The 14062-nt window shown below is 61.2% G+C and carries 14 protein-coding genes; 10 read left to right on the forward strand and 4 right to left on the reverse strand.

The window, feature by feature from the left end:
* Positions 1-118 precede the first annotated feature (118 nt).
* From F7R06_RS03460 to F7R06_RS03480, 5 genes are all read left to right on the forward strand, one after another.
* Positions 119-1474 carry a M16 family metallopeptidase gene (locus tag F7R06_RS03460; RefSeq protein WP_090326132.1) on the forward strand — a complete coding sequence of 452 codons (1356 nt, stop codon included), beginning with the start codon at positions 119-121 and terminating at the stop codon, positions 1472-1474.
* On the forward strand, positions 1467-2957 hold the full coding sequence (locus tag F7R06_RS03465; protein ID WP_090326134.1) for a M16 family metallopeptidase: 1491 nt from the start codon (positions 1467-1469) through the stop codon (positions 2955-2957). Before F7R06_RS03460 ends, F7R06_RS03465 begins: the two co-directional genes overlap by 8 nt.
* Positions 2957-3571 (forward strand): 16S rRNA (guanine(966)-N(2))-methyltransferase RsmD, encoded by a 615-nt coding sequence (rsmD, locus tag F7R06_RS03470; RefSeq protein WP_090326137.1) that lies wholly within the window; start codon positions 2957-2959, stop codon positions 3569-3571. The genes F7R06_RS03465 and rsmD overlap by 1 nt, the downstream gene beginning before the upstream one ends.
* A 63-nt stretch (positions 3572-3634) precedes the next feature.
* On the forward strand, positions 3635-4633 hold the full coding sequence (locus F7R06_RS03475; protein WP_090326140.1) for a hydrolase: 999 nt from the start codon (positions 3635-3637) through the stop codon (positions 4631-4633).
* A gap of 3 nt (positions 4634-4636) precedes the next feature.
* Positions 4637-5476, forward strand: coding sequence for an AraC family transcriptional regulator (locus F7R06_RS03480; protein WP_090326142.1), 840 nt, complete (start codon positions 4637-4639; stop codon positions 5474-5476).
* Positions 5477-5527: 51 nt separating this feature from the next.
* Here F7R06_RS03480 and F7R06_RS03485 read toward each other — a convergent pair whose 3' ends face one another.
* Both F7R06_RS03485 and F7R06_RS03490 read right to left on the reverse strand, forming a co-directional pair.
* On the reverse strand, positions 5528-6382 hold the full coding sequence (locus F7R06_RS03485; RefSeq protein WP_090326143.1) for a sulfurtransferase: 855 nt from the start codon (positions 6380-6382) through the stop codon (positions 5528-5530).
* Positions 6383-6432: 50 nt separating this feature from the next.
* Complete coding sequence (locus F7R06_RS03490) at positions 6433-7101, reverse strand: TetR/AcrR family transcriptional regulator (protein WP_090326146.1); 669 nt, start codon at positions 7099-7101, stop codon at positions 6433-6435.
* Positions 7102-7247: 146 nt separating this feature from the next.
* On the opposite strand from F7R06_RS03490, the gene F7R06_RS03495 reads away from it, so the two are divergent.
* From F7R06_RS03495 to F7R06_RS03515, 5 genes are all read left to right on the forward strand, one after another.
* Positions 7248-8678, forward strand: coding sequence for a coniferyl aldehyde dehydrogenase (locus F7R06_RS03495; RefSeq protein WP_090326148.1), 1431 nt, complete (start codon positions 7248-7250; stop codon positions 8676-8678).
* Between the two features lie 28 nt (positions 8679-8706).
* Entirely contained in the window at positions 8707-9252 is a 546-nt protein-coding gene (locus tag F7R06_RS03500) for a twin-arginine translocation pathway signal protein (RefSeq protein WP_090326151.1), read from the forward strand.
* Between the two features lie 132 nt (positions 9253-9384).
* Positions 9385-10980 (forward strand): GMC family oxidoreductase, encoded by a 1596-nt coding sequence (locus F7R06_RS03505; protein ID WP_090326153.1) that lies wholly within the window; start codon positions 9385-9387, stop codon positions 10978-10980.
* Between the two features lie 115 nt (positions 10981-11095).
* On the forward strand, positions 11096-11575 hold the full coding sequence (gene coaD, locus F7R06_RS03510; RefSeq protein WP_007939322.1) for a pantetheine-phosphate adenylyltransferase: 480 nt from the start codon (positions 11096-11098) through the stop codon (positions 11573-11575).
* A 203-nt stretch (positions 11576-11778) separates the two neighbouring features.
* Positions 11779-12030 carry a YfhL family 4Fe-4S dicluster ferredoxin gene (locus F7R06_RS03515; protein ID WP_090326155.1) on the forward strand — a complete coding sequence of 84 codons (252 nt, stop codon included), beginning with the start codon at positions 11779-11781 and terminating at the stop codon, positions 12028-12030.
* 195 nt (positions 12031-12225) lie between these two features.
* Here F7R06_RS03515 and mutM read toward each other — a convergent pair whose 3' ends face one another.
* Positions 12226-13038: a bifunctional DNA-formamidopyrimidine glycosylase/DNA-(apurinic or apyrimidinic site) lyase gene (gene mutM, locus F7R06_RS03520; protein ID WP_047534590.1), complete on the reverse strand. Its 813-nt coding sequence runs from the start codon at positions 13036-13038 to the stop codon at positions 12226-12228.
* Between the two features lie 44 nt (positions 13039-13082).
* The gene (locus tag F7R06_RS03525) at positions 13083-13898 is read right to left on the reverse strand and encodes an HDOD domain-containing protein (RefSeq protein WP_174552509.1); all 816 of its coding nucleotides are present in this window, start codon (positions 13896-13898) and stop codon (positions 13083-13085) included.
* Between the last annotated feature and the right edge of the window lie 164 nt (positions 13899-14062).

Here is a 14062-nt window from a genome sequence, read left to right on the forward strand (position 1 = left end):
CCTGATCAAGCATAAAGGCCTGATAGGCGTGGCCGCCGCTAAAACGGATCAGTATCCTAGCACCTCCTCGCCCGCCTAGGCTAAGACCAAGCGGACAGCCCCAAAGGTTTAAAAACGAATGAATGCTCTAGCCCGCCGCGCCGCAGGCCTGCTGCTCGGCACAGTTTGCCTGCCCCTTTCGGCCCTGGCTGCCGACCCGCAACCCACCCACGAATTCACCCTCGACAATGGCCTGAAGGTCGTCGTGCGCGAAGATCATCGCGCGCCGGTGGTGGTTTCACAGGTCTGGTACAAGGTCGGCTCCAGCTACGAGACTCCGGGTCAGACCGGGTTGTCCCACGCCCTGGAACACATGATGTTCAAGGGCAGCGAGAAAGTCGGTCCCGGCGAAGCCTCGCTGATCCTGCGTGACCTCGGCGCCGAAGAGAACGCCTTCACCAGCGACGACTTCACCGCGTATTACCAGGTGCTGGCCCGCGATCGCCTGGGCGTGGCCTTCGAACTGGAAGCCGACCGCATGGCCAGCCTGCGCCTGCCGGCCGATGAGTTCGCCCGGGAAATCGAAGTCATTAAAGAAGAACGCCGCCTGCGCACCGACGACAAACCGATGTCCAAGGCCTACGAGCGCTTCAAGGCCATGGCCTACCCGGCCAGCGGCTATCACACGCCCACCATCGGCTGGATGGCGGATCTTGACCGCATGAAGGTCGAAGAGCTGCGCCACTGGTATCAATCCTGGTACGTGCCGAACAACGCCACGCTGGTGGTGGTCGGCGATGTGACCCCGGACGAAGTCAAAGCCCTGGCCCAGCGTTACTTCGGGCCGATCGCCAGACGCGACGTGCCGCCGGCGAAGATTCCGCTGGAACTGGCCGAGCCCGGCGAGCGCCAGATCACCCTGCACGTGAAGACCCAATTGCCCAGCCTGATGCTGGCATTCAACGTACCGAGCATTGCCACCGCCGAAGACAAACGCTCGGTGAACGCCTTGCGCCTGATTTCCGCCCTGCTCGACGGCGGCTACAGCGCTCGCATCCCGACCCAGTTGGAGCGTGGCGAAGAGCTGGTGTCCGGCGGCTCGTCGAGTTACGACGCCTACACCCGTGGCGACAGTCTGTTCACGCTGTCGGCAACCCCTAACAGTCAGAAAAACAAAACCATCGAACAGGCAGAAGCCGGTTTGTGGAAGCTGCTCGAACAACTTAAAACCACCGCCCCGTCCAGCGAAGAACTCGAGCGCGTGCGTGCGCAGGTCATCGCCGGTCTGGTTTACGAACGTGACTCGATCACCAGCCAGGCCTCTGCTATTGGTCAACTGGAAACCGTCGGCCTGTCCTGGAAAGTGATGGACACCGAGCTCACCGACCTTGAAAGCGTGACACCGCAAGATATCCAGAAAGCCGCCAAGCTGTATTTCACCCGCGAACGTCTCAGCGTCGCCCATGTTCTGCCAGAGGAGACGACTCATGAGTGAGCGTAAAAAATCGCGCCTGGCCCTGCTGGGCCTGATCGCAGCCATGCTGATCGGCTCAGCCGCGTTCTATTTCTCCAAGACTGATGATTCCATTGCCAGCGAGGCACTGGACAAAGCCAGGGCCAGCCAGAAACTGCAATCGCTGACCGCGCTCAACGGCAAGGCACCGAGCCATCGCAAACTCGACATCCAGACCTGGCAAACAGCCGAAGGCGCCAAGGTGCTGTTTGTCGAAGCCCGTGAGCTGCCGATGTTCGACATGCGCCTGATCTTCGCCGCCGGCAGCAGCCAGGATGGCGATGCACCCGGTCTGGCGACCCTGACCAACGCCATGCTCAACGAAGGCGTCGCCGGCAAAGACGTCAGCGCGATTGCCCAGGGCTTCGAAGGACTGGGCGCCGATTTCGGCAACGGTGCCTACAAAGACATGGCGGTCGCCTTCTTGCGCAGCCTCAGCGCCGCGGACAAACGCGAGCCAGCCTTGAAGCTGTTCGCCGAAGTCGTGGGCAAACCGACGTTCCCCGCTGATTCCTTTACCCGCATCAAGAACCAGTTGCTCGCCGGTTTCGAATACCAGAAACAGAATCCCGGCAAACTGGCCAGCGTCGAATTGATGAACCGCCTGTATGGCGATCACCCGTATGCGCATTCCAGCGACGGCACGGCGGACACCATTCCGGCCATCACCCTGGAGCAACTGCGTGCGTTCCACCAGAAAGCCTACGCTGCCGGAAACGTAGTGATCGCACTGGTGGGTGACTTGTCCCGCACTGAAGCCGAAGCCATTGCAGCAAAGGTTTCCGCGGCCCTGCCCAAAGGCCCGGCCCTGCCGAAAATCGCGCAACCGGCCGAACCCAAGGCCAGCGTCAGCCACATCGAGTTTCCGTCCAAGCAGACCAATCTGATGATCGCGCAACTGGGCATCGACCGTGACGATCCGGACTACGCGGCCCTGTCCATGGGTAACCAGATCCTCGGCGGTGGCGGTTTCGGCACTCGCCTGATGAGCGAAGTCCGCGAAAAGCGTGGCCTGTCTTATGGCGTGTATTCGGGCTTCACCCCGATGCAGGCGCGCGGCCCGTTCATGATCAATCTGCAGACCCGCGCCGAAATGAGCGAAGGCACCCTGAAGCTGGTGCAGGACGTGCTGGCCGACTACCTTAAAACCGGCCCGACCGAAAAAGAACTCGACGACGCCAAGCGCGAACTGTCCGGCAGCTTCCCGCTGTCGACCGCCAGCAACGCCGACATTGTCGGCCAACTGGGCGCCATCGGCTTCTATAACCTGCCGTTGAGTCATCTGGAGGACTTCATGCAACAGTCCCAGAACCTGACTGTCGAGCAAGTCCGGTCTGCACTGAACAAACACCTGAGCACGGACAAAATGGTCATCGTCAGCGCTGGCCCGACCGTGCCACAAAAGCCGTTACCGGCCCCTACTGATAAACCTGCCGAGCAACCGCTCGGGGTTCCGGAGCATTAATGGCCACTTCCCGTCCTAAAAAACCGGTTCACAACGTGCATAACGGCGTGAACCAACTGCGCATCATCGGCGGCGAATGGCGCAGCCGAAAGCTGAGCTTCCCTGACGCTCCGGGCCTGCGCCCGACGCCGGACCGGGTGCGTGAAACCCTGTTCAACTGGCTGGCTCCCTACGTCCCCGGCGCCAAGGTGCTCGACCCGTTCACCGGCAGTGGCGCGCTGTTTCTCGAGGCTTTGTCCCGTGGTGCAGCCATGGGCCAGGCGCTGGACGCCAGCAGCTTGGCGGTATCCAGCCTCAAGGAGCATCTGGGTACGCTGCGCTGCACCACTGGCCAGGTGCAGACCGCCGACGCCCTGCGCTATCTGGAAACCCAGCCAGCGGTTGCCTACGACCTGGTATTCCTCGACCCGCCGTTCAACCAAAACCTGTTACCCGCCGTTTGTACGTTGCTTGAAGAGCGTCAGTGGCTGGCAGACGACGCCTGGGTTTATACCGAAAGCGAAACCGCACCCTCCACCTTGGGCCTGCCAGGCAACTGGCGTCTGCACCGGGAGCAAAAGTCCGGGCGGGTCTATTATTCGTTGTGGCAACGTATGGCAGAGATTGCCGGCTAATCGATCGGCCTGAACAAGGTGCGTGCCTCCTTCAAGGCACGCGCCGATGCTTCGAGAACACTCGTGTCCCATCCGTCAGAACGCTTCATCCCGGCCTTCGGCCTCGGCAACCCGCACTTGCAAACCTTGTGGGGACCGCTGTGGCGCAAAACCACTCATCTTCAGCGTGAGCGTGAACGCCTGTGGCTTGAGGATGGCGACTTCCTCGACCTCGACTGGCACGGTCCGCACAGCATCGATGCGCCCCTGGTCCTGGTGTTGCACGGCCTGACAGGTTCGTCGAATTCGCCTTATGTGGCCGGGATACAAAAGGCGCTGGGCGATCGCGGCTGGGCCAGTGTCGCGCTGAACTGGCGCGGCTGCTCCGGCGAGCCCAATCTGCTGCCGCGCAGCTACCATTCCGGTGCCAGTGAAGACCTGGCCGAAACCATCAGGCACTTGCGCGCCAAACGCCCTCTCGCTCCGCTGTTTGCGGTCGGCTACTCCTTGGGCGGCAATGTGTTGCTTAAACACCTGGGCGAAACCGGCAGTGCCAGCGGCGTGCTCGGTGCGGTGGCGGTGTCAGTGCCGTTTCGCCTCGACCAATGTGCCGACCGCATCGGCCAGGGATTTTCCAAGGTCTATCAGGCGCATTTCATGCGCGAGATGCTGGCCTACATCAAGAACAAGCAACGGCAGTTCCAGCACGACGGGCGCGAAGACGGCCTGGCGGCAATCGCGGCGCTGGGCTCGCTGGAGAACATGCGCACGTTCTGGGATTTCGACGGCCGGGTGACTGCACCGCTGAATGGTTTTGCCGATGCCGAGGACTACTATCGCCGCGCGTCGAGCCGCTACTTCCTCGGCGAAATCCGCACGCCAACCCTGATCATTCAGGCCGCCGACGACCCCTTCGTATTTCCCCACAGCCTGCCCCAAACTCAAGAGCTGTCGGCCTGCACGCATTTCGAGTTGCAGGCCAAAGGCGGGCATGTCGGATTTGTCGACGGCTCGTTCCGCCAACCGGGGTACTACCTGGAACGGCGCATCCCACAGTGGCTGGCCACCGTGGCCCGCGAGTAGACCGTGAACAACCCTCAGGGCGAATCCATCCACTTCTGGCATACCGCGCCGCTGGCCGGGGTCGAGTTATTGTCGGCGCGCTACATCGAGCAGCGTTTCGCCCCTCATGTGCACGACGGCTACGTGATCGGCATGATCATGGCCGGCGCCCAGCGCTACCGGTATCGCGGTGCCGAGCATCTGGCTGGCAGCGGCACACTGGTGTTGATCAACCCGGATGAACTGCACACCGGGCACAAGGGTACGGAGGACGGCTGGTTATACCGGGCGTTTTATCCCGATAGCGGGCAGATCCTGTCGCTGCTGGCCGAACTCGAATTGCCCACCCACAACCTGCCGGCGTTCGGTGCCACGCTGTACCGCGATCCGGATCTGGTGAACGGCTTCTGCCAATTGCACCGCTTGTTGGAAAGCCCGGCCAGCGCACTGCAACAACAGACCGCCTGGCGTGAACTGATGCTGTCTCTGTTGCAGCGCCACGCGGCAGTTGCGGATGCGGGAAAACCGGGCAAGGAACACCGGGCGGTGACCTTGGCCAAGGACCTGCTGCACACGCGCCTGGCGGCGCCTCCCTCGCTGGAAGAACTGGCAGCGGCTGTGAACTTGTCGCCCTTTCACTTTGCCCGGGTGTTCCGCCGCGCCACTGGCATGCCGCCGCACACCTGGCTGATGCAACAACGCATCGCTCGGGCGCGGGCACTCTTGCAGGGCGGTTGCTGGCCGCTGGAAGTTGCGACGCAGTTGGGATTTGCCGACCAGAGCCATCTGAGTCGGCAATTCAAGCAGGTGTATGGGGTTGGGCCGGGGGCGTATCGCAGTGCGCGGCAGTTGCCCGGATCCTGATGACGACAAAAACAATGTGGGAGCGAGCCTGCTCCCACAGGTTTGCGCTGTTTATTCGCCGGTGGCGATGCCCCGAGCAGGCTCGTTGATCCACTCACTCCACGACCCGGCATACAACGAACCCAACGGATAACCCGCCAGGCACAACGCAAACAGGTTATGGCAAGCCGTCACACCGGAGCCGCAATACGCCACCAGCTCAGTTGGCGAACGATCTTGCAGCTTCGCCGCAAAACGCTGCTTGAGTTGATCGGCCGGAAGGAAACGCCCATCGCTGCCCAGGTTGTCGGTGAACGCCGCACACTGCGCGCCGGGGATGTGCCCGGCAATCGGATCGATCGGCTCCACTTCGCCCTTGAAGCGCGGCAAGGCGCGGGCGTCAAGCAAGGTCAGTGCGGGTTGGCCCAGACGCTTGTGCAACTGTTCTGCGCTGAGCAACAGCGAGGCGTCGGGACTCCCGGTAAAGGTACCGCGAGTGATTGAAGGCGCGTCCAGACTCAACGGTAACCCCGCGGCATGCCAGGCTTTGAGCCCGCCATCGAGGATGAACACGCCATCACGCTTGCCCAGCCACGCCAGCAACCACCAGGCCCGAGCCGCGTAGGCCCCGGGACCATCGTCATACAAAACCACTTCGCTGTCGGCGTTGATGCCCCAGGCTTGCAGGCGCTCGATCAGGTCGGCCGGCTCGGGCAACGGATGACGCCCGGTCACGCCCCTGACCACTTTGCCGCTGAGATCGCGTTCAAGATCGGCGAAGCTCGACCCGGCGATGTGTCCTTCGGCATAACTGCGCTGACCGTAATCCGGGTCCTCGAGGGCAAAACGACAATCCAGAATCACCAACCCCGGCTGGTCCTTCTTCAGGTCCAGTGCTGGCGGGCTGATCAGTTGCGCAATGGGCATAACAGGCTCCTGTGATGGTGTCGAATGACGATCCTACTGCACTTTGCGATTCACAGCTCTTCCAGAGCCTGGGCCAGCGGCACGTAAAACTCTTCGAACAAGGCGTTGACCGCATCGCGCGCCTGATCCGTGACGAAGCCGGCCTCAAGCACCAATACCTGATAGACCCCGCGCTTGATCGCTTGCTCGCTGAGGTGGCTGGAGTTTTCCCGCGTGGTGCACAGAAAGCGCACCCAGGACGTGAGGATGATCCAGGCATTGAGGGTCAGGGATTCGATCTGCACCCGATCCATCTTCAGGATGCCTGCCTCGACGAAGCCTTCGTAGATGTGCGTGCCCTGGATCAGGCAGCGCTGGGAAAAGCGCCGATAGCGCCCGGCCAGGTCTGCATCGCTGTCGAGCAAATGTTCGAGGTCTCGATGCAAAAACCGGTAGCGCCACATCGCCGAGAGCAGCTCCTTGAGGTAGTAGCGCTTGTCTTCCACTGTGGCGGCGCGGCCCTGTGGCGGACGCAGGAAACTGTCCACCAGGCTTTCGTACTCACTGAACAGCACAGCGATGATCGCCTGCTTGTTGGGGAAGTGGTAGTACAGGTTGCCTGGAGAAATCTCCATGTGAGCAGCGATGTGATTGGTGCTGATGCTGCGCTCGCCCTGTTGATTGAACAGCTCCAGGCTGTTCTGCACGATGCGCTCGCTGGTTTTGATCCTTGGGGCCATGGCTTGAGCTTTAATTCAGAGTGCGTTGACGGGCATCTTACGACCTAACCGGACAGGGATAAAACAAAGCTGCGGCAGGATGTCATTTGACTTTCTAGAGCATAGACTCTAAAACGAGCCTCATTACAATAAATTCGGAGCCGACCATGACCGCTGAAATTTCCTACCTGCAAGACTTGCAGCAGCCTCTGGAAGAACTCCAAAACCTCTTCGACGCGCAGCGCGCCGCCTACGCCGCCAACCCGATGCCACCCGCGGCCCAGCGCCAGCAATGGCTCAAGGCCTTGCGCGACCTGTTGAGCAGCGAACGCCAATCCTTGATCGACGCCATCAGCCAGGACTTCAGCCATCGCAGCGCCGATGAAACCCTGCTCGCCGAATTGATGCCCAGCCTGCATGGCATTCATTACGCCAGCCGCCACCTCAAGGGCTGGATGCGAGCGTCGCGACGCAAGGTCGGCGTAGCCTTCCAGCCAGCCTCGGCGAAAGTGGTCTACCAGCCGCTGGGCGTGGTCGGGGTGATCGTGCCGTGGAACTACCCGCTGTACCTGGCCATCGGGCCTTTGGTCGGTGCGCTGTCGGCGGGCAATCGGGTGATGCTCAAGCTCAGCGAGTCGACCCCCGCTACCGGTTTGCTGCTCAAGGAACTGCTGGGGCGCATCTTTCCCGCAGACCTGGTCTGCGTGGTACTGGGCGAGGCCGACATCGGCGTCGCGTTCTCACGACTGCATTTCGATCATTTGTTGTTCACCGGCGCCACCAGCATCGGCAAACACGTGATGCGGGCCGCTGCGGAGAACCTGACGCCGGTGACCCTCGAACTGGGCGGCAAATCCCCAGCCATCGTATCCCGCGACGTCCCCCTCAAGGACGCCGCCGAACGCATCGCTTTCGGCAAGACCCTCAACGCCGGGCAAACCTGCGTGGCGCCGGACTACGTGCTGGTGCCCGAAGAACGCGTCGGATCTTTCGTCGAGGCCTATCGCCAGGCGGTTCGCGGGTTTTATCCGACCCTGGCCGACAACCCGGACTACACCGCAATCATCAATGACCGCCAACTGGCGCGACTCAATGGCTATATCAGCGATGCCACCAGCAAAGGCGCGCTGCTGATACCGCTGTTCGAACAGGCCCAGGGACGCCGTATGGGCCATTGCTTGCTGCTCAACGTCAGCGACGACATGACGGTGATGCAGGATGAAATCTTCGGCCCATTGCTGCCCATCGTGCCGTACAAGGGCCTGGATCAGGCGTTTTCCTACATCAACCAGCGCCCTCGACCACTAGCGCTGTACTACTTCGGCTACGACAAACGCGAGCAAAACCGCGTACTTCATGAAACCCATTCCGGCGGCGTGTGCCTGAACGACACCCTGCTGCACGTTGCCCAGGACGACATGCCGTTCGGCGGCATTGGCGCCTCTGGCATGGGCCATTACCATGGCCACGAAGGATTCCTGACCTTCAGCAAGGCCAAGGGTGTGCTGATCAAACAGCGGTTCAACGCGGCGAAACTGATCTACCCGCCGTACGGGAAATCCATTCAGAAACTGATCCAGAAGTTGTTCATCCGCTAACGATCATCACCCTCGGGTAATAACAATAATGAGCCCAAGCCTGTCCGATACACCCGCGCTGTCACGGCGCGGCCTGCTCAAATTCAGCCTCGGCGCCAGCGCCTTTCTTGCCACCGCCGGGTTGGGGGCCAGCCTCAGCGGTTGCTCGTCGAGCATTGCAGCCAGCGGTTTCGCGGCCCTGCGCAGTGGCGACCTGCTGTGTCTGCGGGCACTGGTGCCAGTCATGCTCGACGGTGCCGTGCCCGTCGAACGGATGCCCGACGCCGTCGAAGGGACCCTCAAAGGCCTGGACTACAGCCTCGATCACCTGTCACCGGAAATGCTCAAGTTGACCCGGCAGTTGTTCGACGTGCTGGGCATGGCCGTGACCCGCGGGCCGCTGACCGGTATCTGGGGCAGCTGGGAAAACGCCAGCGGCGATGAGATCCGGCACTTTCTCGATCGCTGGGAAAACAGCTCCTTGAGCCTGTTACGCATGGGTCACAGCTCGTTACTGCAACTGGTGATGATGGCCTGGTACGGGCGCAAGGAATCGTGGGCGCACTGCGGGTATCCCGGGCCGCCCACGGTTTGAAGTCGAGTCAACCCTATCGCGGGCAGGTTCGCTCCCACAGAGAATCGCCTCCCCTTGTGGGAGCAAGCCTGCTCGCGAAGAAGGCGTCATGAACACCGCTGATCCAAACCATAACAACAAGAGAACCCCAAGATGCCCGTACCCGATCCGTTCCGCGAAGGCATGGCCCGTGGCTGGAAAACCTACAACGGCTCACAACTGACCCAGGACCTGACCCTCGAAGCGGATGTGGCGATCATCGGCAGTGGCGCCGGCGGTGGAACCACGGCCGAAATCCTCAGCGCAGCCGGCTACAAAGTGCTGCTGATCGAGGAGGGACCGCTCAAGACCAGCAGTGACTTCAAACTGCTTGAAGACCAGGCCTACGCCAGCCTTTATCAGGAAGGTATCGGCCGCATGAGCAAGGATGGAGCGATCACCATTCTCCAGGGCCGGGCGGTGGGCGGCACCACGTTGATCAACTGGACCTCAAGCTTCCGCACCCCGGAACCGACCCTGGAACACTGGGCCAGGGAGCACAACGTAAAAGGCCACTCACCGGCTGAAATGGCGCCGTGGTTCGAGAAAATGGAGCAGCGCCTGGGGGTGGCGCCGTGGATGGTTCCACCCAATGCCAACAACGACGTGATCCGCAAAGGCTGCGAGAAACTCGGTTACAGCTGGCATGTGATCCCGCGCAACGTGCGCGGCTGCTGGAACCTCGGCTACTGCGGCATGGGCTGCCCGACCAACGCCAAGCAATCGATGATGGTCACGACCATTCCGGCGACCCTGGAAAAGGGTGGCGAGTTGCTTTACCTGGCCCGCGCTGAAAAACTCATTCTGACTGGCGACAAGGTCACCGGCCTGCAATGCGTGGCGATGGACGAGCGCTGCGTCGAACCCACTGGACGTCGAATCACGGTCAAGGCGCGGCATTACGTGCTGGCCGGTGGCGGGATCAACAGCCCGGCGCTGTTGCTGCGTTCCGAAGCGCCCGATCCGCACAAACGGCTGGGCAAACGGACTTTCCTGCATGTGGTGAACATGTCTGCCGGGCTGTTTGATGAGGTGATCAATCCGTTCTACGGGGCACCGCAGTCGATTTACTCCGACCATTTCCAATGGCTGGACGGCACCACGGGCAGGATGGCGTACAAACTGGAGGTGCCGCCGCTGCACCCGGCGCTGGCCACGACGCTACTTGGTGGTTTCGGCCAGGAAAATGCCCAGCACCTGGCCAACCTTCCCCATACTCACGCCATGCTCGCGTTGCTGCGGGACGGTTTTCACCCGGACAGCACCGGCGGCACCGTCGAATTGCGCGGTGATGGCACGCCGGTGCTCGATTACCAGGTTTCGCCTTATGTGTGGGAAGGCTTGCGCCGTGCGTTCCACAGCATGGCCGAGATTCAGTTTGCCGGTGGCGCCAAGGCCGTGATGCCCATGCACGCCGACGCCCGCTATGTGAAAACCCTGGGCGAAGCGCGCACGCTGATCGATGGTTTGAGCCTGGAGCTGTACCGCACGCGGCTGGGCAGCGCCCATGTGATGGGCGGTTGCGCCATGGGCGAAGACCCGAAAACCGCCGTGACCGACAGCCTCGGTCGACATCATCAACTGGCCAATCTGTCGATTCACGACGGCTCGCTGTTCCCCACCAGCATTGGCGCAAACCCGCAGCTATCGGTCTACGGGCTGACGGCGCAACTGGCGACTTCCCTGGCCGAACGTTTGAAAAACTCATGAAAACGACGAATATTCCCATCGTCTATAGTGCTTTCTTACCCAACAGGCGACTTGGCCGACCGGTTAGGCTGCGATACCATCCGACTCCCCAACGCACTCCCGCCAGGACGACGCGATGAACCGAGTGTTGTACCCAGGTACCTTCGACCCTATTACCAAGGGCCATGGCGATCTGGTCGAACGCGCCTCGCGCCTGTTCGATCACGTGATCATTGCCGTCGCCGCCAGCCCGAAGAAAAACCCGTTGTTTCCCCTGGAACAGCGTGTGGAGCTGGCCCGCGAGGTCACCAAACATCTGCCGAACGTTGAAGTCGTCGGCTTCTCGACACTGCTGGCACACTTTGCCAAAGAGCAGAATGCCAACGTGTTCCTGCGTGGTCTGCGCGCGGTGTCGGACTTCGAATACGAATTCCAGCTGGCCAACATGAACCGTCAGTTGGCTCCGGATGTGGAGAGTCTGTTCCTCACCCCGTCCGAGCGTTATTCGTTCATTTCCTCGACGCTGGTCCGTGAAATTGCAGCCCTTGGCGGCGATATCACCAAGTTCGTGCACCCCGTGGTGGCGGACGCCCTGACCGAACGCTTCAAGAAATAAACCCCGCAAGCTGCAGGGGCGAGCCTGCTGGCGATGGACGTGAACGAACGCGGGAACCCTGACACCCCGCGGCGTTCTCGGGTTCATCGCCCGCAGGCTGGCTCTACAGTACGTCGCACCTGCGTGCAACGCAGGCGCCAATGCGGCACAATTACGCGCATTGATTTATTGCGCCCGGGCCTGCCGCCCCGGCTGGAGTTAGCATGTCCCTGATCATCACCGACGATTGCATCAACTGCGACGTCTGCGAACCTGAGTGCCCGAACGCCGCCATTTCCCAAGGCGAAGAGATCTACGTGATCGACCCGAACCTGTGCACCCAATGCGTCGGCCACTACGACGAACCGCAGTGCCAGCAGGTCTGCCCGGTCGATTGCATTCCCCTGGACGAAGCCCATCCGGAAACTCACGAGCAGTTGATGGAGAAGTACCGGAAAATCACCGGCAAGGCTTGAGTCTTTCGATATCTGTTCAAACGCCATCGCGGGCAAGCCCGCTCCCACAAGGATCGCTTAAACCCTGTGGGAGCGGGCTTGCCCGCGATGACGTCATAAGATGCACCCAATATCCGACTGAATAACTCCCGCCGCTCGACCCTCTCCCCGACTCCGGCTGGACAGTCAGAAACCTGCCTATAGACTGCAGGCGTTTCAGCGCTGACAGCGTGGGCAAAAGACGCTGGCCCGCTGCCCGAGCTTCACTTCCCGCAGTTCTGTACCACAGACCTTGCACGGTTCAGCGCCACGGCCGTACACGAACAATTCCTGCTGGAAGTAGCCCGGCTGACCATCACCCCCGATGAAGTCCCGCAGCGTGGTGCCTCCGCGCTCGATGGCGGCGGCCAGGATGCGTTTGATCTCGATGGCCAGCTTCAGATAGCGTGCCCGGGAAATGCTCTTGGCCTCACGACGCGGGTCAATCCCGGCGGCGAACAGCGCTTCGGTCGCATAGATATTGCCGACGCCGACCACCACCGCGTTGTCCATGATGAACGGCTTGACCGCCATCGAGCGTCCACGGGATTGCTGGAACAATCGCTCGCCATCGAACAGGTCGGTCAACGGCTCCGGCCCCAGGCGAATCAATAATTCGTGGTTGAGTGGATCAAGGCTCCACAGCATCGCACCAAACCGTCGCGGGTCGGTGTAGCGCAGGGCCAGGCCTGATTCGAGCTCGATATCCACGTGTTCATGCTTGGCCGCCGGCGTGCCGACTTCCACCAGACGCAAATTGCCCGACATGCCCAAATGGCTGATCAACGTACCGACTTCGGCATTGATCAACAGGTACTTGGCGCGCCGCTCAACCAGCACGATACGCTGCCCGGACAACCGCACATCGAGGTCTTCGGGGATCGGCCAGCGCAGACGGCGATCGCGCACGATCACCCGGCTGACGCGCTGGCCTTCCAGGTGCGGGGCAATGCCGCGACGGGTGGTTTCGACTTCTGGCAGTTCAGGCATGGTGCTCTCGAATCGGGCGCTCGAAAAAGAAGAAGGTCCGGCACTCAGCGGTGAGTGCCGAGATCGCGAATGGTCTGCTTGAGGGTTTCGAAGTCGTAGTCCGACAGACCGACATAATCGAGCACCAGATGCCCGATGCTGTTCCATTCGTGGTCTTCGGTCTGGTTCCCGAGTACACGGTAGGACGCACAAATGTGCTCGGCCATTTTCAGAATCGCCAGCAGGTTTTTCAGCGAGCTGTTGCGCGACGATTCATCGCTGAAGATCGCCAGGGCATTGTGATGGTTGGCAATCGCCGCCGTCACGTGATCCGGCAGGCGCCAGGACTTGGCCGTGTAGTAACCGACCACCGCGTGATTGGTGTTGAACGCGTTGTTCTCGGTATCCACCACCCGGCACTCGGGGCCGGCATTGGCGTAGGCCTGTTCCAGGACGCTCATGTAGTCGGGGAAACGCTGGAGCATCAGCGGCACACCACAGTCGTGGAACAAGCCCAGGGCATAGGCTTCATCGCCGGCCTGGGCGCCGATGCGCTTGGCCAGGGTCAGGCAAGTCATCGCCACGTCCTGGGCGGTGTCCCAGAAACGGTTCAAGGTGACGATGGTTTCATCGTTCATCTCACCCTTGATCGACTGGGCGTTGATCAGGTTGATGATCGAACGGCTGCCCAGCAGATTCACCGCGCGCTGGATCGAGGCGATCTTGTTCGTCAGGCCGTAATAAGGCGAGTTGACGATTTTCAGCAGGGAGCCGGAAAGGCCTGGGTCCTGGGAAATCAGCTTCGCGATCACCTCCAGATCCGGGTCCGGCATGTACTGCTCCATCTGCAAATCCACCATGATCTGCGGTTGAGCGGGCACGCTAATGCCTTGCAGGGACTGTTGGATCTGTTCGGGAGTCAGCTCTTGGGACATAAGTACACACTCTGGGTCAGGCGCAGATTCTAGCTTCTTAAAGTTGGATCCGACATACCAAATCGCCAGGCAATGCTTTATGCCGGGGGTGAGGGTGTCTATGGATTTCT

The organism is Pseudomonas moorei, assembly GCF_008801475.1.
GTDB classification, from domain to species: domain Bacteria; phylum Pseudomonadota; class Gammaproteobacteria; order Pseudomonadales; family Pseudomonadaceae; genus Aquipseudomonas; species Aquipseudomonas moorei.